Source organism: Phycisphaerae bacterium (assembly GCA_018003015.1).
In the GTDB taxonomy this organism is placed as follows: domain Bacteria; phylum Planctomycetota; class Phycisphaerae; order UBA1845; family PWPN01; genus JAGNEZ01.
This window is the reverse complement of sequence record JAGNEZ010000037.1, coordinates 15,455-39,439: the sequence shown is the minus strand read 5'-3', so window position 1 is coordinate 39,439 and position 23,985 is coordinate 15,455. Positions and strand designations below refer to the sequence as shown.

17 protein-coding genes are annotated in these 23,985 nt (G+C 64.4%); 6 read left to right on the top strand and 11 right to left on the bottom strand.

Translation table 11 applies throughout. The features are described 5' to 3' along the window. Positions 1–13 precede the first annotated feature (13 nt). Positions 14–1,963 carry a hypothetical protein gene (locus KA354_16030; GenBank protein MBP7936151.1) on the top strand — a complete coding sequence of 650 codons (1,950 nt, stop codon included), beginning with the start codon at positions 14–16 and terminating at the stop codon, positions 1,961–1,963. Here KA354_16030 and KA354_16025 read toward each other — a convergent pair. The 6 genes from KA354_16025 to KA354_16000 all read right to left on the bottom strand — a co-directional run bounded on the left by KA354_16025 (position 1,916) and on the right by KA354_16000 (position 10,623). Beyond that, complete coding sequence (locus KA354_16025; protein MBP7936150.1) at positions 1,916–2,173, bottom strand: hypothetical protein; 258 nt, start codon at positions 2,171–2,173, stop codon at positions 1,916–1,918. The two genes, KA354_16030 and KA354_16025, sit on opposite strands and share 48 nt — an antisense overlap. Next, the gene (locus tag KA354_16020) at positions 2,170–3,483 is read right to left on the bottom strand and encodes a YbfB/YjiJ family MFS transporter (protein ID MBP7936149.1); all 1,314 of its coding nucleotides are present in this window, start codon (positions 3,481–3,483) and stop codon (positions 2,170–2,172) included. The genes KA354_16025 and KA354_16020 overlap by 4 nt, the downstream gene beginning before the upstream one ends. Positions 3,484–3,646: 163 nt before the next feature. Next, the gene (locus KA354_16015) at positions 3,647–5,128 is read right to left on the bottom strand and encodes an aldehyde dehydrogenase (protein ID MBP7936148.1); all 1,482 of its coding nucleotides are present in this window, start codon (positions 5,126–5,128) and stop codon (positions 3,647–3,649) included. Positions 5,129–5,329: 201 nt separating this feature from the next. Next, positions 5,330–6,490: a DSD1 family PLP-dependent enzyme gene (locus tag KA354_16010; GenBank protein ID MBP7936147.1), complete on the bottom strand. Its 1,161-nt coding sequence runs from the start codon at positions 6,488–6,490 to the stop codon at positions 5,330–5,332. Then, positions 6,430–7,404, bottom strand: a complete 975-nt coding sequence (locus tag KA354_16005; GenBank protein ID MBP7936146.1) for an SDR family oxidoreductase — start codon at positions 7,402–7,404, stop codon at positions 6,430–6,432. Before KA354_16005 ends, KA354_16010 begins: the two co-directional genes overlap by 61 nt. 1,398 nt (positions 7,405–8,802) lie before the next feature. Further along, on the bottom strand, positions 8,803–10,623 hold the full coding sequence (locus tag KA354_16000) for a sodium/solute symporter (protein ID MBP7936145.1): 1,821 nt from the start codon (positions 10,621–10,623) through the stop codon (positions 8,803–8,805). A gap of 366 nt (positions 10,624–10,989) precedes the next feature. On the opposite strand from KA354_16000, the gene KA354_15995 reads away from it, so the two are divergent. Both KA354_15995 and KA354_15990 read left to right on the top strand, forming a co-directional pair. Beyond that, complete coding sequence (locus KA354_15995) at positions 10,990–13,170, top strand: aminotransferase class III-fold pyridoxal phosphate-dependent enzyme (GenBank protein ID MBP7936144.1); 2,181 nt, start codon at positions 10,990–10,992, stop codon at positions 13,168–13,170. Between the two features lie 36 nt (positions 13,171–13,206). Further along, positions 13,207–14,640, top strand: coding sequence for a trimethylamine methyltransferase family protein (locus tag KA354_15990; GenBank protein MBP7936143.1), 1,434 nt, complete (start codon positions 13,207–13,209; stop codon positions 14,638–14,640). Positions 14,641–14,740: 100 nt separating this feature from the next. Here KA354_15990 and KA354_15985 read toward each other — a convergent pair whose 3' ends face one another. From KA354_15985 to KA354_15970, 4 genes are all read right to left on the bottom strand, one after another. Next, on the bottom strand, positions 14,741–15,802 hold the full coding sequence (locus KA354_15985) for a hypothetical protein (protein ID MBP7936142.1): 1,062 nt from the start codon (positions 15,800–15,802) through the stop codon (positions 14,741–14,743). Positions 15,803–15,852: 50 nt separating this feature from the next. Further along, complete coding sequence (locus tag KA354_15980) at positions 15,853–16,977, bottom strand: exo-alpha-sialidase (GenBank protein MBP7936141.1); 1,125 nt, start codon at positions 16,975–16,977, stop codon at positions 15,853–15,855. 155 nt (positions 16,978–17,132) lie between these two features. Continuing rightward, positions 17,133–17,369 (bottom strand): hypothetical protein, encoded by a 237-nt coding sequence (locus tag KA354_15975; GenBank protein ID MBP7936140.1) that lies wholly within the window; start codon positions 17,367–17,369, stop codon positions 17,133–17,135. Positions 17,370–17,514: 145 nt separating this feature from the next. Beyond that, on the bottom strand, positions 17,515–18,567 hold the full coding sequence (locus tag KA354_15970; protein MBP7936139.1) for a hypothetical protein: 1,053 nt from the start codon (positions 18,565–18,567) through the stop codon (positions 17,515–17,517). Positions 18,568–18,797: 230 nt separating this feature from the next. On the opposite strand from KA354_15970, the gene KA354_15965 reads away from it, so the two are divergent. The 3 genes from KA354_15965 to KA354_15955 all read left to right on the top strand — a co-directional run bounded on the left by KA354_15965 (position 18,798) and on the right by KA354_15955 (position 21,192). Then, the gene (locus KA354_15965; GenBank protein MBP7936138.1) at positions 18,798–19,289 is read left to right on the top strand and encodes a hypothetical protein; all 492 of its coding nucleotides are present in this window, start codon (positions 18,798–18,800) and stop codon (positions 19,287–19,289) included. A gap of 299 nt (positions 19,290–19,588) precedes the next feature. Next, on the top strand, positions 19,589–20,617 hold the full coding sequence (locus KA354_15960; protein MBP7936137.1) for a hypothetical protein: 1,029 nt from the start codon (positions 19,589–19,591) through the stop codon (positions 20,615–20,617). 236 nt (positions 20,618–20,853) lie between these two features. Beyond that, positions 20,854–21,192: an STAS domain-containing protein gene (locus KA354_15955; GenBank protein ID MBP7936136.1), complete on the top strand. Its 339-nt coding sequence runs from the start codon at positions 20,854–20,856 to the stop codon at positions 21,190–21,192. 161 nt (positions 21,193–21,353) lie between these two features. Here the strand turns inward: KA354_15955 and KA354_15950 are convergent, their stop codons facing one another. After that, on the bottom strand, positions 21,354–23,675 hold the full coding sequence (locus KA354_15950; protein MBP7936135.1) for a S41 family peptidase: 2,322 nt from the start codon (positions 23,673–23,675) through the stop codon (positions 21,354–21,356). Positions 23,676–23,985: the final 310 nt, after the last annotated feature.

The following is a 23,985-nucleotide window of genomic DNA, read 5'->3' as shown; positions in this document are numbered from 1 at the left end:
GAAAACGACCCTCATGACCCGTTGCACATCGACTGCTCTCGGAATGACCGTGTCGCTGCTGACCCAAGCCGCCAGCAGCGCGGTGTTTGCTGACACGCCGGCCCCGGCTTCGCTGTGGAACGGACTCACGCGACAATCGTTCTCGATCGCCAACCACGAGTGCTTCGTCACCGAGCCTCGGATAGCCGCGCCCGGCCGGCCGTGGATATGGCGGACGTCGTTCCCGGATTTTCACCCCGAGGTCGACCTGGAGTTGCTGCGAAGCGGCTGGCACGTCGGATTCATCGACTGCGTGAACATGCTGGGTTGCGATTCGTCACTGGACCTCATGGATCGGTTCTACGAGCAGGTCACCAGGCAGCGCGGCTTGAGTGTCCGGCCCGCCTTGGAAGGCGTGAGCCGCGGCGGTTTGCACGCCTATCGCTATGCGGCACGGCGACCCGAACGCATTGCCTGCATCTACGCGGACACGCCGGTGATGGATCTGAAGAGCTGGCCACGCCGGTGGCCGGGATCACGGAAAGAGTGGGAGGAGGCCCACCGCTACTACGGCTTCAAGTCGGAAAGCGAGGCCCTGGCTTTCAGCGGCAACCCGCTGGACCTCCTGCCGAGACTGGCCGCCGCGAAGATCCCCCTGCGTCATGTCATTTCCCTCAATGACCAAGTGGTACCCCCAGAGGAGAATACGCTGGAGGCGCGTCGACGGCTGCGAAAACTCGGGGGGGACGTGGAAGTCGTCGTCGTGCAGGAGGGAACGAAGGAGAGCAACGGACATCATTTCCCCCTGCCCGAGGCTTTCCAGTCGGCACGGTTCGTCATGCGACACAGCGCGGTGTCGCCCAAGGGCGTCGAGTACTTCACCCTGCGCGACGGCTTGAACAACTCGCACCTCAGGTTCGAGCGGGACGGAACCGGCCGGATCGCGTTTCTGGGCGGCTCGATCACCGCCATGTCGGGCTGGCGCGAGGAGACTATCCGCTATCTGCAGAAGCGGTTCCCGCGCACCCGGTTCGACTTCATCAGCGCCGGCGTCCCTTCACTCGGATCCGTGCCGCATGCCTTCCGCCTGGAACGCGATGCGCTCTCGCGCGGGCCAGTGGATCTGCTCCTCGTCGAGGCAGCCGTCAATGACACGACCAACGTCCCGGAGCCCGCTTTGATGCTGCGAGGAATGGAGGGAATCGTCCGCCACGCGCGCATCGCCAACCCACTCATGGACATCGTTCATGTACACTTCGTGATGCCCGAACACATGGCCGACTACGATCACGGCCGCCAGCCGGCATCCATCGCTCAACATGAACGGGTGGCCGAGGCCTACGGCAACCCCTCGCTCAACCTCGCTCGAGAGGTCACCGACCGCATCAACGCGCGCCAGTTCAGCTGGCCGGACGATTTCAAGGATCTCCACCCGGCACCGTTCGGCCACTGGGTTTACGCGAACAGCATCACCCGCCTACTGGATGCCGCCTACGGAAGACCGGCGACCAGTGCAAGGGAACACCTCCTCCCAGCAAAGCCGCTGGATCCGCAGAGCTTCTTCCGGGGACAGCTCGTCTCGCCCGAAAAGGCGAGAATCATCAGGGACTTCAAACTTGTCCCGGATTGGACGCCCGCGATCGCACGGGAAACACGCCCGGGTTATGTACACGTGCCCGCGCTGGACGCCACGGTGCCGGGAGCTGAGTTCGAGTTTGAATTCGACGGCACCGGCGCAGGCCTGATGATCGGCGCGGGACCCGACGCCGGCATCATAGAGGTCGCGGTGGACGGCGGCCCCGGCCGGCGGTATGACACCTTCACCTCCTGGAGCGAATCCCTTTACCTGCCCTGGGCCATGGTGTTCTCCGACGACCTCAAGCCCGGGCGTCATACCGCCCGCGTCCACCTGACTGCCGAGCACAACCCGAAGAGCTCAGGCACCGGCCTTCATGTCTTCCAGCTTCTGGTGAACGGACCATGACGAACTCCGAATTGCCGGAATCACCGACGGCGGGCAAGCCTGGAAACCCGTCGCCGCCACCGTTTCCCCGGGCGACCAGAACGCCGGAGTCAGCGCGTCGCTGCAGAAAACCACCGGGGTGGTCCGCGTCACCATCCAATCCCCGACAAGCCGGTCGGTCCATTGGAGAGTGAAGTTCCAGGGGAAACCGCTTCCGACGTAGACCCTCACGAGGACTCGTCCGAGACCTGCGAGGCACGTCCGCCCGCCGGCGACGATCCGGCGGCCTGGCGACCACCCCGCGCCATGCCGGCATGGCGGAGCATGAGGGTACCCAGGGCGCCCAGCAGGGCGACAACGGCGGCAAGCACAAACGCCGGGGACAGCGATCCGGTGGCGTCCGCCACCGCACCCGCAGCACTCGGGCCCACAGCCTGGCCGATGCCAAAAAAGAGCGTGACAAAACCTAGCCCGGCGGGCGCCAGCCTCGGGCCCAGCAAATCACCGCACGCGGCGGCCATGATCGCCGGGATGCTCCATGCCGAGAGCCCGAAAAGAACTGCCGAGAGGATGAAACCGGCCGGTGATGGCCACAACGCAAACAGGCCGAAGGCGACGGCGTGAATCAGATAAACGATGATCAGGGCCCCCTTGCGCCCGATGACATCCGAGACCCACCCCCAGACCAGTCCGCACAGCAGGCTCATCCAGCCCATCAGCATGAAAAGCCTGCCCGCGGAAGTCGAGGTGTATTCACCCTCGGTCGTCAGGTACTTGGTGAAGAAGGTCATGTAGATGATGTACGAGAACCCAAAGGCAACGTAGATCAAGCCCACGTGCCAGACCGTCCCGGAACGATAAACGCTGCTCCACTGGAGTCCCTGGTGCACGGAGGAAGCCGGCTCGCCGCATCCTGTCGATCCCAACGGTCGCAGCCCAACCTCCGCGGGCCGATTACGCAAGGCGACCAGCGATAGGATGGCCAACCCCAGCGTTGCCGCCGCGAACAGAAACCAGCAGACACGCCAGCCGCTCTGGCCGTAACTGGCCAGCATGCGGGGCACAAGCGGGCCCAGCACGATGATCGCAAACGAAGAGCCCGTCACCCCAATCCCGGCAGCAAGGCCACGGCGACGTTGGGCAAACCACGCTGCCAGAAGACCCATCACCGGCACATTGCTGGCCCCACTGCCCACCCCAGTAAGCGTCCGCCAGGCCATGGTCGCGGTGAAGCTGCCCGCCAAACCGGTCAGCAGCATGCCCAAGGCGGCCAGAGCCAAACCGCCCGCAATCACCTTCCGGGGACCGTACCGGCTGGCCAGGGCGCCACCTGCCACCGCCAGGGCCAGGTACCCCACGAGATTCGCGGTCGCCAGGCCGCCAGCCTGCGTGTTGTTCAGCCTCAGCTCGGCCTGCATCTCCGGTAGCACCAACGTGTACCCGAAACGGGCTAGGCCCAAGGAACCGAAAACGACCAGCGTCCCGACCACGAGGATGATCCAGGCGTAGTGGAAACGAGGGGGACGCGTCGGAGCCTCCATCGTCTGCCTCCGGAGCGTTGGCATCTTACGTTCTCACCAGGGAGCCGAAGGCCCCCGCCTCCGAACCGACTGAGAAAGGGCCGAGCATACCTCGACGTGACCTCCCGGCAAAAAACCTCCGATAGCGGACAGGCAAACCCAGACGCCAGGCCGGGCGCGGCCGTCACACCCCCCATCCGATCGGCGCCGTGCGGTCCGAACTGATGACCACGCTCTTGCGCTTGCAGTAGGCCAGCAACCCTTCCATGCCCAGCTCGACGCCGGTACCACTCATTCGGTGCGGGGGAACGGGTATCTGAGGGTAGCCGACGAGCATGGTATTGACCCAGACAATGCCCGTATCCATGGACTGGGCCACTCGCCCGGCACGCTCGATGCTCCCGGACCACACCGAACCGGACAGACCGTACGCGACGCCGTTGGCAATCTCGATCGCTTCATGTTCTTCAGAGAATTTCAAGAGGGTCATAACTGGCCCAAAGATCTCCTCTTGGGCCACGCGCATCGCGGGCTTCGCGTCGGCGAGAATCGTGGGCTGCAGCCAGAACCCCTGCGCCAGGTCTCCACCCAGCGCTAGCTTCCGGCCGCCCGCGACAACACGACAACCCTCGTTCGCGGCCAGCTGCAGGTACTGCAGCGCAACATCGTACTGGGCCCGCGTGATCATCGGCCCGATCTGGGTCGCGGGATCCTCCGGGTCGCCGACCCGGATCCTCCGCAACTTGTCCTCCAGCAGGCGCTCAAAACGACCCGCGATAGACTGCTCTACCAGCAGCCGAGAGCAGGAAACGCAGAGCTGCCCGCAGTTCACGAACGCACTGACCAGGGCGGCGTTGGCCGCCCGCTCCAGATCGGCGTCGGCAAAAACAATGATGGCGTTCTTGCCACCACATTCGAGATTGACCGGCTTCATCTGGTCCGCCGCCAGCTTCTGGATACCCTGGCCGACAGCGGTCGAACCCGTGAAGGAGACCTTCTTGATTCTGGGATTCGCGACCAGTTCGTTGCCAACTTTCGTCCCCGAACCGAGGACCACGTTGACGATGCCCGGAGGAATACCCGCCCGGGTGCAGAGCTTCGCGAACTCGACGGTCGCCAGGGGCGTCTCCACCGACGGCTTCAGCACGATCGCATTGCCGGCGGCCAGGGCCGGGGCGACTTTCATGGCGGCATTAACCAGTGGATAGTTCCAAGGGAGAATGCCGCCCACTACCCCGTAGGGCTCCCACGTAGTCAGATGAAACCCGCCCGGCGTGTTCTTGGTCTTGCCCTCGATCTTGTCGGCAGCCCCTGCATAGAAGCGAATGATGGCGGCAGCCAGCGGAAGCTCGCCACCGCGAAGCTGGGAAATGGGCTTGCCCGTGTCGAGCAACTCGAACTCCACCAGCCGCTCGGCCTCCGCCTCGACCAGGTCGGCCAGACGTAGCAGCAACCTGCCGCGATCCGCGGGCGACAGACCTTGCCAGCCGGCCGAGCGAAAGGCGTCGTCGCCGGCCTCCACGATCTGTCCCACGGCGGCCGCATCACAGCAGACCTGCCGGGCGATCACCCGCCCGGTCGCAGGATTGACCACATCCACGTGGCCGCCACCCCCGTCGGCGAGTTCTTCACCGCGGACAACCGGACCCACGCGTTTCAGGCTCATGACCTCGCTCCTTTCGGCAGAACCGGCGAGCAGGACGCGGCCCACCACGATGAAACGCCCGACCGGACCGTCCCCTCATCTTCGATGACGCGCTTGCCCACCCTAGCCTCGGGCAACAGGTCGTGCCAGCCCCACAGCAGCCGCTCAAACACGCAAACCGTACTTGCGTCGGCACCCACACGAGACCCCCCGGACACCAGACTAGGTCAGCCCTCCCGAGCCTTCGATCGGCCACAGGTCGACAACCCGGCCTCCATCGTGCACGTGAATCTGCCGGTGCAGGTTGCAGGTGGTACATGCGTGGCTGGGCACCAGCTCCACGGCGTCACCCACCCGCCAGCCCGGGGCATCATGAATGATGCAATGCTCCTCCGACATGAACGAAGGTATTCTCGCGCCCGGGCAACCCTTGACCTGCGGAGGACCGAACTCGTGACCCACACCCTTGACCCCGACGTCCAGAACGGCTACCCCCGGCCTCGGCCGGCTGATGACCCGGGCAATAACCGAAAGGGCCGGGCGAAACTCGGGCATGAGCCGCTGGTAAGTCCAGTCCATGGTCGCGTAGGTGCCCGCCTGGATCTCGTTGACTCCCTCGATAACCCCGGTGATCGCATAGGTGGAGGTCGAGCCGCCGCTGATGACCCGAACCGGCAAGCCCGATCGCTCCAGAAGAGCCCGCGTGTCCAGGGCACCCTGGAAGGCCTCGATCACGCGAACACGGCGATCCTCACGATCAGCCACGCTGACCAGATGACCCTCGTAGGCCTGAAGCCCCTCGAACCGGACGCCCGGCAAGTCAGCCAGCCGGCTAGCCAGGGCCACCGCCGGTTCGCCGGGTGGCAGCCCGCAACGCCCCATCCCGATGTCAATCTCGATGAGCACGCCCACCGTCGCACCGGCGGTCGAGACAGCCCGCGAAAGGGCAACCGCCTGGTCAATGTGGTCAACAGCCACTCGGAGATGGATGCGTCGGGCCAGATAGGCCAGCCGCTCCAGCTTGCGGTCGCCAACGACCTGATTCGCAATCAGCACGTCGTCGATCCCCGCGCCCGCCAGAACCTCGGCCTCGGCCAGCTTGGCAACCGTCATCCCAACGGCCGAGCCCGCGGCCAACTGGCGACGGGCGATCTGCGTGCACTTGTGGTTCTTGAAATGCGGACGAAGCTGCGCGGGCCGGCCACGGAAAAAAGCCGCCATACGCTCAATGTTCCCCATCATCGCCGGCCCGTCGACGAGCAAGGCTGGGGTATCCAGATCCTGAATCGCTGTACCCGTCCGCGGGACCGATGACACGATGCCTACCCTCCGCGTGCCCGCGCCTCGGCAGCCATGAACTGCATCCGTGGCACCTGCTCGCATAGCACACCGCCATCGATGATCAGATGCTGGCCAGTCATGTAACCGGACGCTCGGGAAGCAAGGAACACCGCCGCACCAACGCAATCCTCGACCTGGCCAAAACGGTGCTCGAGCGGAATGTGCTCCTTGTAGTACTCAAAGAACGCCGTCGGCAGGTGGAACTCACCGGCGATCTCGGTCTCGATGATCCCCGGGGCAATCGTGTTGACCGTGATACCGTGCGCGCCAAGCTCGATGGCCAGACTCTGCGTGAGCAGCTCAATCGCCCCCTTCGAGGCATTGTAGTGAGCCAGGCCGGCCTCGGCGACAAAGCCGTTCTTGCTGGAAAGGTTGATGATCCGGCCTTTGACGCCGGCCGCAATCATGCGTCCAGCGATCTGCTGAGTCAGGAGAAACACGGCATCAAGGTTCACCGCCATGACCCGGCGCCAGTGCTCCGGAGTGATCGCGTTGAACGACTCCAGGTAGGCCATGCCCGCGTTGTTGACGAGAATCTCAATCCGGCCGCATTCCCGCCAGACGCGCTCCGCCAAGGCCGGCAATTCATCGAGCGCGGCCAGATCCTGCTGGTAAGCCCATGCTCGCCGGCCAAGGGCCCGAATCGCCGCCACCACCTCGCCGGCCTCCCGCTCGGCCGAACGGTAAACGACGGCCACGTCGGCGCCGTGCTCGGCAAAACCGATCGCAATGCCCCGGCCGATTCCCCGGCTCCCCCCAGTAACCAGGGCAACTCGTCCAGTGAGGTCAAAACGCGCCTGAGCGCTCACAGAGGCACCTCTGCGAAATCGGAGACGTTGTCCACTTCCCGTCCCGAGCACCAGACTCTGCGAACCCGCAGAGACGAGTCCCAGGCCACGACGTCGGCAGCAAGCCCCGCCCGAAGCAGGCCTATCCGATCCTGAAGGCCCAGGCATGCCGCCGGATTCCCGGTTACAGTACGGATCGCCTGCTCCGGAGGCAAGCCGGTAAACCGGATCAGACTCCGCAGATGATCAGCCAGCAACAGAGCGCTGCCGCACAGCCAGCCGGCATCCGTCCGCCCAACGCCGCCTTGCTTGCTGAAGAGCCGTCCGTCGTCAGCAGTGTAGGACCCGTCCGGGCACCCCGCACGCGTGACCGCATCAGTGACCAGACAGATGGATTGAAGTCCGCGGCACCGCACCGTCAGGCGAACCATGACCGGATGCACGTGCGTGCCGTCGCAAATCAAGTGAATGAACCGCACCCGCTCATCGAGCAATGCGGCATGCTCGAGCGTCGGCTGCTGAACCCCGGAATCGCCGATCCGACCGGCGTTGTTGTCCCAGCAATGGCCCAACACGCTCGTACCGGCCTCAATGCACGCATCGACACGTTCCACGGGAGCGTCGGAGTGAGCCATCGACACAACCTTGCCGGATTCACACAGGCGACGGACCGCGGCCGCGTCACCCTCCAGGCCGGGAGCAACGTTGACCATCGTGATCACCGGCCCCATCTCCAGCAACCGCGAGACATTCTCCGGCGAAGGCGGAAGAGCGTATTCACGCAGGCTCGCCCCGGTCAAGTCCGGCTGCTGAAAGGGCCCTTCAAGATACAGACCCAGCACCCGAGCCGCCGGCCGGCCCTGGTCAATCATCGCCCGGCGAACGTTGCCCGCCACCCGCTGCATCGCGTCCCAGGGAAGCGTCCCGATACAGAACTGGCAACTGGTGATGCCCAGCCGAAGATAGGCCCGGGCCAACTCACCCGGATCGTCCCGGAGAATGCTGCGGTTGAAGCCGCCGAGCACCATCAGGTCGATCAGTCCGGGCGACAGAGCCTGGCCGCCGAGATCCTCAACCCGCAGGCGGCCGTGATAGCGCCCGGGGCAGACGGAGACGATCTTGCCGGACTCGATGGCGAGGTGCCCATCCAGCGAGGTTCCGTCCCCCATCCACAACACGGCGTTGTCCAGGATCTGGGCGGTCATGGCCCCTTCTCCGCTTGCCGCAAGGCCGTTGCCAGGCACATCCCGGCGCGTGGCAGGTCATGTCCCCCCCCCCCGCCAGGGGCGATCCGGACTCCTGCCCACGGCCCAAACCCGGATCGGTAGAAGCCTCCAATCCTCCTCCAAGAAGGCAGAAAGCCGCTGCCGGTGACCCGACGACAACGAGCCCAAGCGCCATGAGCGACCGGCGTGACGGAGCATGTTATCGATCCCGAACCACCGTGCCAAGCCGAACAAACGGAAAGTCCTGATCCTGACGGCAACACAGATCGAAACGCCGCCGGCTTCTTTCAGGCCTGCTGCCCCAACACCACCCGTCTCCCCCCGCGGGGGAAAAACGCGGTCACCAGCGCACAACGGCAACAGAGCACAGAACCAGCGGCGCCGCGGCAAGCAGCGCCCACCCGGTCAGGATCGGCCAGGACCGGCCGCGGGTCGGCAAGAGACTGAACACGCAGCCCACGACGATGCTGGCCATCAGCGAAGCCGGCGTGATCCACGTCCAGCTCAGGGCAGCCTCCCCCGTCAGCTGGTCCCAGTAGCCGACCAGCACACCGGCGGCCAGCCCGTAAACCGCTCCCGAAAATGTCCCGAAAGCCGTAGCGAACGGCACGAACATGGCCATGAAGAACAGACAGAAGAGTGGGGCAACAAACAGATTCGTCGTCTTGTTGGCCATCTCCACGAGGTTGCCCGAAACATGTCCCATCAGAAGACTCAGGCCAACTGTGATCAGGCCGACGACAACGCTGATGTAACGCATCATGCGGAGGTGTCGCTCAGCCGCGGACTTCTGCTCGCGAAAGCGGTCGACGAGATCCACCGTGACCACGGAACAGCAGGAGTTGAAGCCCGCCGATAGACTCGACATCGCCGCCGCCAGTAACCCGGCAATGACCAGACCCCCGAGACCGGCAGGCAGGACGTTGACGATGAAGTAGGGAAAAAGATAGTCGGCATTCGTGACCAGATTGTACTCCGCTGGCAGGGAGGCGGCGTGGCTGCGGAAAAAGGCCAGCAGGGCAAAGCCAAGAAAAGCCAACGCCAACGTCGTGAGCACGTCGGCGCAGTTGTTGACCAGAAACGCATGCCGCGCCGACCGCGCGTCCCGTGTCGACAGATAACGTTGGATCGCCATCTGGTCAGAGCCGGCCGTGCAGACCCACCACACCACCGTGGTGATGACCATGCCCAGCACGGTCGCACGCACGTGCGGGTCGAAACTGAAGAAGGGCTGCACATCCCAGTTCGACGCCCACTCGGCAGGCCACCAGGGCCGCACCCCGCCCATCTCGTACGTCACGTAGAACACCGACACCACCGCTCCGCCCAGGAGAACCAGCGTCTGCACCGCGCCGGCGACAACCGACGCCCGCAGCCCGCCCGTCGATGTGTACACGACCGTCACCAGGCTCATTCCTACACCCAGGTAAAAAGCTGTCTCGGGAGCCAGCCCCAGCATGGCCACCATGGCTCTCGTTGAAGCGAAAAGGATGAGGCCCATCCACACCAGCCGGGTGAACAGAAAGATGATCGAGCCCAGCAGACGAACTTCAATGCCCAGGGTGCTCTCCAGGATCTCGTAGGCGCTGGTGACCGGCAGCCGCATGATGTACGGGATCAACAGATAACCCGTGACAACATAGATGATCGGAATGGCCGCAATGTAAGCCAGAAACACCGGTCCGTGCTTGATGATCTCACCGGGAACCGCCAGGTAGGAAATCGTGCTGATCAGCGTGGCAAACAAGGAGAGACCGACAGCCGAAGCATTCAGCTTCCGCCCGCCGAGAAGGTAGTCTTCGCTGGTCTTGGTCTTCCGGGATGCCAGCCAGCCGATGGCCAGCATGCCGACCCCGTACGCCCCGATCACCAGCCAGTCCAGCAGGACAAGTCGGCGATGCGCAAGTCCCCCTCCCTCGCCTGCGGCGAGGGGCGCGGAGGGCGAAGCCTGGGCCGTGGCGGCCGGAGAGGAGTCACTCGCTGCGGCCGGCGCGCTCTGGGCCATCACCGGCGCCGCGAACAGCAGCACCAGGAATGCGACCCGCACCCGCCGTGAACCGGACGCGCCGAGCCAGGCTCGACAGACGGAGCCACCGGCAGACTCGCCGGTGAGGACGGACAAGAGGCTGGACGCAAGACCGGAAACAGGTGCAGAGACCAACCCCGGCCTTTCCTGCGCGTGGGCCCTAGCCGCCAGCATTGACATCCTCCGCAGAGCCGGATAGCTTCTTCAACAGATTCGAGTCCTCTTGGCCAACCAACTTGATCTGTCTGAGCGATCCCCGGCAACGCTATGGCAAGGGTGCGCGAGTGTCAAGACGGACCATGAGCGGATCTTCGCCAGCTTCAAGAGGGATGGGCTCGCGCGGATCCCCGAACTCCGAGGTGCTCCATGGTTGAGAACTGGACGCACACGCCGGTCGATGGCGAGCTCTCCCAGAAGCTGAAGGCCTTCCTGCCAAACCGGATGTTCGATGTCCACGCGCATCTGTACCAGGTCGCCGACCTGGCCGCCCAGGGCGGCGTGATGACCGAGGGGCCTTCCCAGCTCACCTGGGAAATCTGGCGCGAATGCCTGGACCGGCAGATTGGCCCCGGACGATGCTGCGGCGGCCTCTTCTTTCCCGATCCCATGGTGCGGCCGGAACGTGTGGATGCGGTCAACGATTTCCTCGTCGACCAGCTCAGAACCCATACGAACAGCCGCGGCCTCATCGTCATCCACCCCGACTACCCCCGCGATCGCGTCGAGCACTATCTGGAAGTCCAACAGATCGCCGGCTTCAAAGTCTATCACACGTTCAGCCAGAGCCAGCCTACGTTCGATGCCTCCATCGAGAGTTTCATGCCTGAGTGGGCATGGCAGACGGCGAACGAGCGCGGCCTCCTCGTCATGCTGCACATGGTGCGCCGACTCGCCCTGGCCGACTCGGCTAACCAGCAGTACCTGCGGGACAGATGCAGGCAGTATCCCGCGGCCCAGCTGGTCCTCGCCCACGCAGCGCGCGGCTTCCATGCACCCAATACGCGGTGCGGCCTGCCCGCGCTGAAGGGCCTGAATAACGTCTGGTTCGACACGTCTGCGATCTGTGAACCCGATGCACTGGTCGCCATCCTTGAGGCGTTCGGCCCCCGAAGACTGATGTGGGGCAGCGACTTCCCCGTGTCACAAACCCGCGGCAAGTGCGTGACGCTCGGCAACGGATTCGCCTGGCTGCAGCCGGAGACGGTGCAGTGGGATCGATGCACCGTCCACGGCTCGCCGACGCTGGTCGGACTCGAGTCGCTCCTCGCCCTCCGCCAGGCAGCCGAGAGCACCGGCCTGAACGTCGTCGACCTCCAGGACATCTTCCACGACAACGCAAGCCGCCTGCTGGCCATCAAACCCGCCTCGGGCACTGAAACACAGAGTCTCTATCGATATGCCCGCCGGCGAATCCCCGGCGGAACACAGCTGCTCAGCAAGCGCCCGGAAATGCTCGCACCCGATCAATGGCCGGCTTACTTCCGCGAGGCCCGCGGATGCGAGGTCTGGGATCTCGACGGGCGCCACTACTTCGACATGTCCACCAACGGGATCGGAAGCTGCCTGCTCGGCTTTCGCGATCCCGACGTGACTCGAGCCGTTAGGCGCCGCTTGATGCTCGGGGCCATGTCGACGCTGAACCCGCCGGAGGAAGTCGCCCTGGCCGACCGGCTCTGCACCCTCCACCCCTGGGCGGAACAGGTTCGCTTCGGCCGCTCCGGCGGCGAGGCCGTGGCGGTCGCCGTCCGCATCGCCCGGGCAACCACACGGCGATCAGCCGTGGCCATCTGCGGCTACCACGGCTGGCACGACTGGTACCTGGCGGCCAACCTCGGCGAGGCCGACGGCCTCCGGGGCCACCTGCTGCCCGGCCTCGACCCCGGGGGCGTACCGGCCGAACTGCGGGGAACAACCGTGGCTTTCCGCTTCAACAGCCGCGAGGACTTCCAGGGCGTCCTCGATCGCTGCGGCCACCGACTGGCCGCCGTGGTCATGGAACCGAGCCGATTCCACCCTCCAGACAGCGGCTTTCTGGAGCTGGTCCGGGACGGCACCCATCACTGCGGCGCCCTGCTCATCTTCGATGAGATCACCATCGGCTGGCGACTGTGCTTCGGAGGCGCTCATCTCAAGTTCGGGGTCCACCCGGACATGGCCGTCTTCGCCAAGGCATTGGGCAACGGCCACCCCATGGCCGCAATCATCGGTACCCCGAAAGCCATGGCCGGCGCCCACGAATCGTTCATCAGCAGTACCTACTGGACGGAAAGCATCGGCCCGGTCGCCACCCTCGCCACCCTCGACAAGCTCGCGGCTCAGGACGTGCCTGCCCACATCGCCCGGATCGGAACCGCCGTTGCCGAACACTGGCAGGTGCACGGCGCCCGCCACGGGCTGCCGATCGCAATGGATGGCGGGTTCCCCTGCCTCGCGCACTTCCGCTTCGACCATCCCCTGGAACCGGAATTGCGTACCCTCTACACCCAGTGGATGCTCGAGCGCGGCTTCCTGGCTGGCTGTACCCTCTATCCAACGTTGGCCCACGAGGACGAGGTGGTGGCCGCCTATGGGGCGGCGATCGACGAGGTGTTCGGGAGAATGGCCGAGGCACTCCGGGCAGACACCGTTCGGCGGCAACTGAAGGGCCCCGTAGCCCACAGCGGATTCAAGCGGCTGACCTGAACGCCTGCGAACGACTCGGCGAAGGAACAATGGCCCATGAGCAGAATGCAGATCCGCGTCTTGAGCGACGCCGAAATCGAATCGCTCCACGCCCGGACACTGGACGTCTTCGAGCGAATCGGGATTCGGATCACCCACGCCGAGACCCTGGGCAGGCTGGCTCGGAGAGGAGCTCGCGTCCATGAGGCGTCGGGCATCGCCCGTTTCGATCGCCGACTGATCGAGGAACTACTGGCCCTGGCTCCGGCGGTGGCCCGGGAAACCGGCCTGAACGGGCGGCCACTCGAGGTCGGTGGCAAAAACCGCTACTACCTCTCTCTTATCCTCGACCCCTTCATCATTCCATACTGCGGCGGCCCAAGACCCCCGGTCCTCGAAGACGTCCGCCGTCACACGATCATCGGCGAGTCGCTGGACCGGGTGGCCTCCATGATGCGGATGCAGTTCCCCGTCAACGATGTGCCCGAGCCGGACAGCTACTACAAAACCATGGAGGTCTTCCTTGCTCACGCCACCAAGCACATCGCCGCCTATCCCACCTCGGAGAAGAACTGCCAGGATTGGATGGACGTGGCCGCGGTCATCGCCGACGCAGCAGGACTCGACGCCCAAACCACTCCTCTGCTCAGCGTCGCGATGGCCGTCACCAGCCCCATGGTGATCCACGGCATGAACATCCAGATCATGAAGATGGCCATGGAGCGCTGCTATCCCATCATCTCAACGGTGTGTCCGATGGCGGGCATGACCTCGCCCTACTCGCGGGCCGGGACCCTCCTGGCAGCCAACGTGGAGGCGCTCGCGCCGGTCCTCATCACCCAGACCTACAAGCCGGGCCATCCCGTGCTCTACGGCATCGGCCCCTCGGTGGCGGACATGCGCACCGGGCGGGATCGCTACTACGGCGCCGAGAAGATGATCTTCAAGACCGCCGCGACCCAGCTGGGGCAGTTCTACCACCTTCCTGTCTCCGGAGAGGCCGGAGGAAGCCTCACCTGGCGACCGGACGTCCAGAACGGAGCCGAGAGCATGGCCTACCTGCTGGCATCCGTCACCGGCGGGCAGAACGTCATCGGCGGCCTGGGCAGCTTGCACAACGCCAACGGTATGAGCGCCGAACAGATCATCATGCAGTGCGGCCTGATCGACATGGCCGAGTACCTGGCAGGCGGCCTCGACCTGGATGAGGAGAAGCTTGGCCTTCGATCGCTTGCCGAGGCGCAGCCCGGCGGGAACTTCCTGACCGACGATCTGACCGTCCGGCTGCTGCGCAGCGGCGAGTTCTTCGAAAGCCCCTATTTCGACCTGACCGGCGGATACCGTGACAACGCCCCGGGCATGTACGAAATCGCCCACCAGACCGCCGAACAACTCGTGAGCAACTACCGACCGACCGTTCCCTCAAAGGTCGTCGAGACCGTCCAACGGTTCTTCGCCCACAAGTACCAAGACAAATCGCTGGCGGTGTAGCCCCGATAGGGAGCCCGCCCTGGAGCGGAGGGCGCTCGATCAGCAAGAACAGAACGGCTTGTCAACGCCGGCCAGCATCGCGGCGTACCCGTCCGGCGCTTCAGTACCGACCGTGACGCTCGACAAGATCACGCATCAGCGCGATGCGGTCTTCCACTGCACCCGGCGGTACCTGGTCCCCCGCGTTGGCTATCAGTCGAGGTCCCTGGCGTCTGAGCTCCAGCCAGTCGAGCACCGCCCGCTTGAAACCCTCGACACTCGCCCCGGGCAGCCACAGGTTCGGCGACACGCCACCGGAGAGAATGAAGTCCGGACCGGACTCCTCGCGGCACTGGGCAGGAGTCAGATCACCCGTCGGCTTGGGTGTCACCGCGTCGGCGGCATCGGCCCCGACATCACGAATCATCCTCAGCGCCCCGCGCAACCGCCCATCGATGTGCACGGCCACACGCTTGCCCGCCGCGTGCAGGCGTCGAATGGCCTCCAGGTAGTAATCCCGCGACCAGGCATCGAAAAAACGAGCTGGCTGCACGTCACCGGAGAAATTGTCGCCCATCAGGACGACTTCGGCGGGTGACGTCGTAATCAGGTCGATCAGCGCCAGGTTGTTCTCATTGATCCGGTCAACAACACTGTGCATCGTCGCGGGCCAGTCTTCCACCGCAAACATGGTCCCTTCAACGCCTTGCCAATAGTGCAGCAACTGCCCCATGGCGCTGTAGCCGGGGAGCAGGTAGACAACGCCTAGATCGCCCACCTCATTCACCCACGCCTGGTACCGATCCCACCGCGGCGTATAGGTGCGGTGGGCCAGGGCATACGCCAGAATCTCGAGATCATGCTCGGTCTTGACGCCCCAGCCACAAACCGCCCACGAATAGGTCTGCTCGTACCAGCGGCGGGTCCGCTCGATGCTGCCCAGCGGTGTGTCATACCTCCAGGTGATCTCGTGGCCGTCAGGGCTGCGGCTCACCGTGGCGGTGACATCCGGAGGGTACGCGATGCGGAAGAACGAGCCCAGATTGGGCAGGTAGAAACCCACCCCCGCACGCCGGTGGTAGTCGATCAGCTCAGTTTCCGGGTACTCGTAGGCCCGGCTCAGGTCCCACGGCTGGCGATTCCGGTGGTAGTACCAGTGGGACAGATCAAGCATGTACGGCACGACATCCGGCCTCCGCCCCTCGTACACGGCCCGTATGCGCTCCCGCAGCGTCATGGCCGCACCCGAGACCACCGAATGTCCGTCCGGTCGGCATGCGGACCGGCGTAATACACCACCAGGACGTCACCGCCGGGCAGCGCGGCCGTGGCCGGCAGACCGACCGAAAACGCACCCATCTCCGCCCATGAATCCTGCATCGATCCCTTCACCCGCGTCTGGGAACCCAGTCCGGTCTCATGAATCGTCAGCCCCGAACCGGCCGGCCAACTCCGCCCCCCGTCCTCGCTGCACAAGAGCTTGATCACGGGCGGACCGTCACGATGCACATATACCATCGCCACTCGCCCGTCACCCAGTTCCACCGGCGCCGCGGGCTGGCCGGACACCCCCGTATCCCACAGATCCGACCACGTCCGGCCATGATCAATCGACAGCCGGGCGTGGATGCTGAGGTAGACCGCCGCCTCGTTGTCGTAAGTCCAGAACAGATCGAGAATCCGCCCATCATTCAGCACCGCGGGACGCTGATCCCAGTAGAAGACCCGGTTGGCCGGGTCACCACTGGTGATCGCGTGCTCCGGCCAGGTCCTGCCCGAATCGCAGGAATACAGAAGCACCGAGCGATGCCGCCATACACCGCAGTCCTCGTATGGCTTGTTCAACTCGAACTGGCAGGCGAGATCGCCGTTGCCCAGACACAGAACCGGCCCGGTGATCGGCGTCGGCACGTGGAACGGAGCGGTGTCAACCAGGAGCGGCGATGACCAGCGACCACCCCCATCCTCGGACCACGACAGCAGAATCCGCGAATCGAGCAGTCCCTGGGTCTGCTCATTGAAGAAAGGACGCGACGGGTCCGAGTGATCAACCCAGCACAACACCGCCAGCAGACGATCCCCGCCCAGCGCGGTCAGATAGGCGGCCCGGAACAGCCCCGGACGACCTTCGATCCTCGGCGGTACACACAGCGCGCGGGGCTTACACCAGGATCGACCCTCGTCATCTGACCAGGTGAGCAGAACATGCTGGCCCACCGTCGCCAGCTTGGCCGGCGCCGCCCGAAACGTGCACAGCCAGCGCCCGGTCGGCAACACGCAGATGCCCGGAAAAGCGCAGCTCTGCCGGTCAGTGCCGGGCTCGGAAGCAACAACCGTACCTTCGTGACCGATGTGCATCCAACCTTCTTCCCACGCGCCGCCCGAGACGCGCCCAAGTGTCTCTCCAAACCCTGCGTACACCCATTCAATCAGATCCCGAATCCGTCACCGTAGCGCACCCTGATCAGCAACTCGGCTTCCGGGGCGTTCTTCGCCTTCATGCTGGCGCTGTCCTACTCGATGCAGTCCTTGAGCCGCAGGACCAAGGTGCCCACCACCAACGACTCCGCGAAAGGCCCCGAATAGACCAGGCCGGTCTGGTCATCTTCCGGCTTGCCCTCCTTGCAGGCCTTGACCCACTCCGTATGGCGGCCGACGGACCGCGGAATCGTCTTGGGCGGCGCTCTGAACTCCTCCCGCCCGCTGACCGGATGGAGGGTGAACGCACCAGACCATCCACCGCAGAGCACGGTGCCCTTCTCGCCTGCAAACAGGATGGTATCACCACCATGGTACCGAAAGCACCCCCAACATACGAGAGGCAACCAGGCACGGGCCCGGAACCTCAGTCCCGCCCTCCACCAGCGTGGTCTTCGTCGCCCCGCACCCGCTCGATCACCGACGGTAGACACCCGGCTCGGGCGAGACGAACGGCCACTTCATGTTCTCGAAACGCACCCAGCCGACACCCAGCCGCCGAACCATCGGGGCCCATTCGCCCTTCGCCGCGTTGAGTCCAAACCGCGACTCCGCCGACACCGTCCTCAGTGCCTCCGGCATGACCAGTCCATGCCGATAGACCAACTCCCGCATCGCCCCGCACTCCACCCGCGCAGCCAACAAGTACATCCCTGGCGTCAGAACCCGATCGGCGGCCAGTTCAACCGTCACCGACGCTTTCGCTCCCACCTTGATGTCCTTCACACCCGCGGCCACGACCTCTCCTACCTCGGGTAACTCGAACGAATCCCCCACCACCCCGTCGAACACACTCAGACGACAGGGCATCCGCAGGACCGAGACCCGCTGGCCGTCACGATGGTAGCGAAGCCGTATCAGACGCCCCTCCACAACCTGACTCAGCGGCAGCACGATCTCCCCCCACTTCTTGAACATGTCGACGCCCTGCAGGCCGGGCACGTCGACGTACGACTGCCCATCGCGCGAAACCGCGACATCCACCTTCCACGCGTGGTTGGCGTCACCCGAGAGATAGCTGATGCCCGTGATTCTCCGGACTTTCCCTTCGCCAAGGTCCACATACTGAAATGCCTCGGTGAAGTGGTCGGTCACGTAGGCCGTACCGGCGTCAGTGTAATCCTTCCCGTCGGTCAGTGAACCCTCCTCCACGACCTTGCCGTCGGCCACCGTCCAACTCCGAGCACCCAGGGCACAATCGACGCCGTAGACAGGATCCGGCACCCCCGCATGGTACATCGCACCATCCGTCTGGACCGTGTAGCTGATTCGGCAGGACGCGGCCGTATCCTGCTCATTCGCCAGCGCCAGCCGCCCGGTGACCTTCTGACCAGGTTCCACCCCGTCCACAGCCGTCAGACTCACCCCGATCGGCCTGATCTCGTCGTCCCCCGCCGCAGTGCTCGAGATCTCAGCCAGTGCGACCGCCAGCACCACCCCCACGGTTGCCCATGCGTGCCTTCTTACCATTCCGATGCGCCGCCTTTCCGGTCGCTCATCACCGCACGACGCAGGAGCACCCGCGAACCAGGCATGCCCCCGAAGACAACAACACCTCCCCGCTTTGCGTTTCCACCGCGAATCACGGCCCCGGTAGGCTATCCGCCGAGCCGGAGGCATTCAAACCGCTTGACGACCCACCCGCCGGCGGTCCGTGGTCAACTTGGCCTCGGATCCATCGGCATGATATGCTAGGAGATGTGAGTTTCACCTGGAACGAGCTCGAGTATCTGGGCAACGCCAGGGACGAATGGCGGTTTCCGATCCCGCCCACCTGCCGCAAGTGCTCCTACATCCTGCACGGCCTGAAACAACACCGCTGCCCCGAGTGTGGATCTCCTTTCGATTGGCGGGAAGTACGCGGACGGGCCGCCAAAACATGGACCCACATGCTCCGACTCCAGCATGCAAACAAGGACTCCAGGATGGGCCTGATGCTGGCCGGTGTCGGCTGGGCCGGGGCACTGCTCTTCCGGTTGCCGGGTGTCTCCGTACTCTCCCCCCTGGCCAACTTCGTCGCGTGCGCAGCCGGACTCCTGGCCATCGTGCTCGGCTGCCAGGTCCTCAACATCCGCCGCATCCCCGCGCCGATTCGCCCCCACATCAGCAACCCGCCGCCAAGCATCCGGCTGGGAGTGGCGGCCATGATCCTGGGCTTGTCCGTATTGCTGGGAGCGCTCCTGATCCCGTGACCGTGAGGATGATCCCGCGACCGTGACGAGCCGATGAGCCCGCAGCACCCCTGCAGCCTCCGCCAGCGGTCCCGCCACACCAGCCATGACACGCCATCAACGGTATCGGCCTGTGCAGAATCGGCAACCTGTCCGGCGTGTGCCCCGAATGCGGAACGTACACGACCGCTCCACCAAACGCCATGGAGTGACGCCGACAAGACTCGATCCCGCCCCATCCCTCCATTCTCCATTTCTCCTCGCCACGCCGCATCACGACGAGGTTGAGATTCGCTCCCAAAGCGATTATGAACTCCTCCATGGCCGAGGAACTGGACCCGACCGAGCAGGCGACATCGACCATCGTCGGGATCGACGAAGCCGGCTATGGCCCTTTGCTGGGGCCGCTGGTCGTGTCGGCCGCGGCGTTCGATGTGCCTGTGACCCTCATGCGGACCCTGAAGGATCGGGCAGCCGGCCCGGATCTCTGGGACCTGCTCCAAGCCAGCCTCACCGCCAGGCACCGCAAACGCGACCCACGACTGGCCGTGTCCGACAGCAAGAAACTGCACGGCAAGAGCGACACCCCGGCCGGCATCGCCCTGCTCGAACGGGCCGCACTCACATTCCTCATGCAACACGGGAAGGCGCCCGTGAGCCTCCGGGCCATGATCCAGCTGGTCTGCCCGCACGTGGTCGCAATGCTCGGCCGGTACCCCTGGTACGCGGCGGAGGATATCGCCCTGCCGGTCGAGGTGACGGAGGACGACCTGGGCGTCCAGCGAAGCTCGGTCCAGCGCGATCTCGCCGCCGCTGGCATCCGCTTCCGCGGAGCGTGGGTCGAGGTCTTGCCCGAGGGTGACTACAACGACATGGTCGGCCGGACACGGAACAAGGCCGTCGTCCTCTTTGCCCTGGCCACGCGGCTCATGCAGCGAATCGCGAACATCGTCGGTCCGCGCCCCCTGCGGATCTGGGTGGACCGTCAGGGCGGTCGCGTCGGCTACGCCCGGCCGCTCATGACCGCCTTCCAGGACGCGGAACTCGAAATCGTCGAAGAATCGCCCGAGCGAAGCAGCTATCGGCTCAACCATCGACCGGCACCGTGGATGATCCGCTTCGTGCAGAAAGGCGAAACACATCACATGCAAATCGCCCTGGCCAGCATCTTCAGCAAGTACGTCCGCGAACTGCTCATGATGTGTTTCAACCGCTACTGGGCGCGACAGGTCCCCGATCTCAAGCCCACGGCCGGTTACTACGAAGACGGCCGCCGGTTCCTCGCCGACGCCGAGCAGGCCATCCGGCGGCTGGGCATCGATCGATCGCTGCTGGTGCGGGCGATGTAGACGAGAGAGGATGGAGCCTTTGGGCCCGCCCACCCCCATCGACTTGAAGCCGTGCCCTCCAGACGCACAGGATTCTCCAGGGGCAGCCTCTCTCGCTTCTCACTTCTCCATGCCCAGGCGGCGCAGACACCGGGTTCCAGGGTTGACACGGCTGGTGGGCAGGGCTAGAGTGGCCCTTGAAGTCGCAGGTCGGTTCGGTCCGGCGCGCTCGAGGCTCGTACAGGAGGCGGGGCGACATGCCCATCGAGAACTGGTCAGATGACGTCCTGCTCGTCGAGTTGAGCGACGATCCGCAGTTCACCGACGACATGACCGCCCTTCTGGAGACGGTGGAGAAGCGCAGCGACCTCGACGTCGTACTCAGTTTCCAGGAAGTTAACTTCCTGAACTCATCGAACATCGCCAAGCTCCTCAAACTCCGCAAACTGCAGGTCAGCAGCAACCACCGCAAGCTCAAGCTCTGCGCCATCAACACCCACGTCTGGGGCGTGTTCCTGGTCACAGGCCTGGACAAGATCTTCGACGTCTACGACGACGTCGCCAGTGGCATGCTCAGCCTCCAGCTCAAGAACTGAGCCCTCCGCTGCTCCAAAAAGGACCCCCGCCGCCGAGTACCCACCCGCCATCGCGAGAGACGGAGCGCATTCCGCACCCCTCGTGTCTGCCACGCTGGTTGCCCGGCCCCTCTTTCGAGCAGCGCATCCGCGAATACCGGATGTGAAGGGACCGGGACCCGTCAACTCCCGGTGCTTGCTTCAGGTGTGGAGGCAAGAGCCTCGTTCTTCATCGGCCAGGGCTGGTCGGTCTCGATGCGGACGCGCATCAGCAACAACGTGGCGTCCAGCTGAGCGTCAACTTCCGGCCAGTCGTTCGGGTCGTCTCGGGCCCCCTCGTCGTCCTTCTCGTCCTTGGAATCAGGATCGTCGTCAGCCTTGTCCTCGATGTCCTCGTCCTCGCCGACGACCGGTTGGGTGGAGAGCACCCGGTCAAGTTCCTTCTCGGTCAGCTTGTCCTGACCAGTGCCTTTCAGGATGTCGCTCTTGAGGCGGGCGCTGGCGATCTTGTACATCTCCTTGGGCACCAGATCAACCTCCACGTCGGGATCCACACCCCAGGTCTCGGAGTCCTCGTCGCGGTGCAGACACCGCCCGTTGGGCAAGTAGTAGCGGGCGGTGGTCAGCTTGAGGAACGCCGAGCGGGTGGGGCTCACCGGAAGAACCTGCTGCACGCTGCCCTTGCCGAAGCTCCGCTCTCCAACCAGCAGAGCGCGATGATGAACCTGCAAGGCTCCGGCCACGATCTCGGAGGCACTGGCGCTGCTCTCGTTGACCAGCAGGATCAGCGGGAAGTCGGCATAGTGCTCGCCTTCGGGCTCGGAGGTCGACATCTGCATGTCCTGGCCCTTCCGGTCGCGAGTCGAAACGATCTGCTTGTCGCCATCGAGGAAGAGGTTGCTGACATCGACCGCGGCCTTCAACGTGCCCCCGGGATTGCCGCGGAGATCGAGGATCAGACCACGCATCTTCTGCGCGGTCAGCGACTTCAGGGCGGTCTTGAGTTCACCCGGCGTCTCATCCGTGAAGTTCGTCATGCGGAGGTAACCGATTCGGTTCTCAGGATCGATCATGTACTTCCAGGAACCGTCAGGATTGCGCTGCTGGCCCTTGACCGTGTAAATCACCACCTCGGCCCGCTTGAGCTTGACGTCAAAGCGCTCATCCTTGCCCCCTTCACCGGAGCGCTTGATCGTCAGGGTCACCAAGCTGTCCGGGGGCCCGGTGATCTCCTGCACCGCCCGGGTGATGCTCAGCGGAGCCGCCGGCTTGCCGTTGATGTGGGTGATCATGTCCCCCGGCCGAATGCCCGCCTGGTAGGCCGGTGTGTCCTCGAGCGGAGTCACGACCCGGATCGGCTCGCCGGGGCCCTTGCGGATCGAAATGCCCACCCCGTAGAACTTGCCCTGGGTGTGCTTGTTGAACTCCTCGGTGTCCGCCGGCCAGAGCATGTCACTGAACTGGTCGAGCGGCTTGAAGGAGCCGTGCACGAACTCGCGGATCACCACCGCCTGGGGAAACAGGCCGATCTCGTTGTTGATCTCCAGCACCCGGTCGAACACCTCGATGATGTCCGTCAAGGACATCTTCGAGCGATTCTGAGCCCGGGCCAGGTGCGGCTGGATGCGATCCCGGAACTCCTGAACCTCATCCGCGTCCTTGAGCTTGTCAAATACCTTGACCAGCTTCGGCTCTTCGGTCATCCGCTGCATCTGCTGCAGGGCATCCACCACCATCTGCTTGAAGTTCGGCTGCTCGCGATAGTCGGAGTGCACCCGCTTGAAGGCCTCCTTGGCCATCGACGGCACAATGTTGGCAACCGAGTTCTCCCAGTCGGAGTCCTTGGCATAGGCATACTCCAGACGGATGTGCTCCTGACACCGCTCGATGGCGTCGCGGTAGCGTATCTCCAGCGGGAAGATCTCCTTCAAATACAGGTAGATCGTGGCCGCATTCTGCCATTTGTGGTCCTTCTCGTACTCCTCCGCGGCCAGAATGGCACCCTCGATCAGTTCCTTGACAAAGGCGGCCCTGCGGAAGGCCTCCTTGTCGTCGGCGTTGGTGAACGCCCGGTGGCAGGTGGCCACCGCCCGCCGCCACTTCTTGTCCCTCATGTCCTCCTTGGTCCACACCACGTACTGCTCATAGTCCTTGAGCCGCCGCTCACGTCGCTCACTCTGAAGCTTGGTGAAGGCCGTGATCCAGTCTTGAACACGCTTTAGACAAACGTCGGAAACCCCATCGGAGACCAACTGGTTCATCAGCCGGCCAGCCTCATCCCACTGACCCGACCCCACCATCGACAAGCCCTGCAGCCACTGCTTACGCTGAGCCTCGCTCCCCGCCCAGTTGACCACCGCCGGTGATTCGACGGCTGCCCACCCCACTTCGGCAGTCAGCAAGACACACGCCACCCCAGCCGCCGGGACCGATAATCCCCAGCTTGCCAGAACCAGCAAGGCGTACATGCAACCCACGGCTTGGCTCTTTCGCAACAGGTACATCGAGACTCCCTTGGACTCAGCGCCAGGAACGAGGAGTGGTGTTTCCGCTCACCTGTAATACAGACTCTTCGGCCATACGTCGCACGATTCTAAGCGTTTCCTGCTTCCTTAGACGAACGAAACCCGCCGGCGGACCTGCCACAACCACTCGGAAGCCGCAGAACCGGCCACACGCACGCGCCGCCTTTTACCCCGCTCGCGTGCCTAACGGTAACATATTGCCTCATGCAATCCAAGAACGCCGCCCCAACCTCCAGCAGACACCCGACCGGCGAAGACCGGCTCCCTTCGGCACCCACTAAATGTAGTA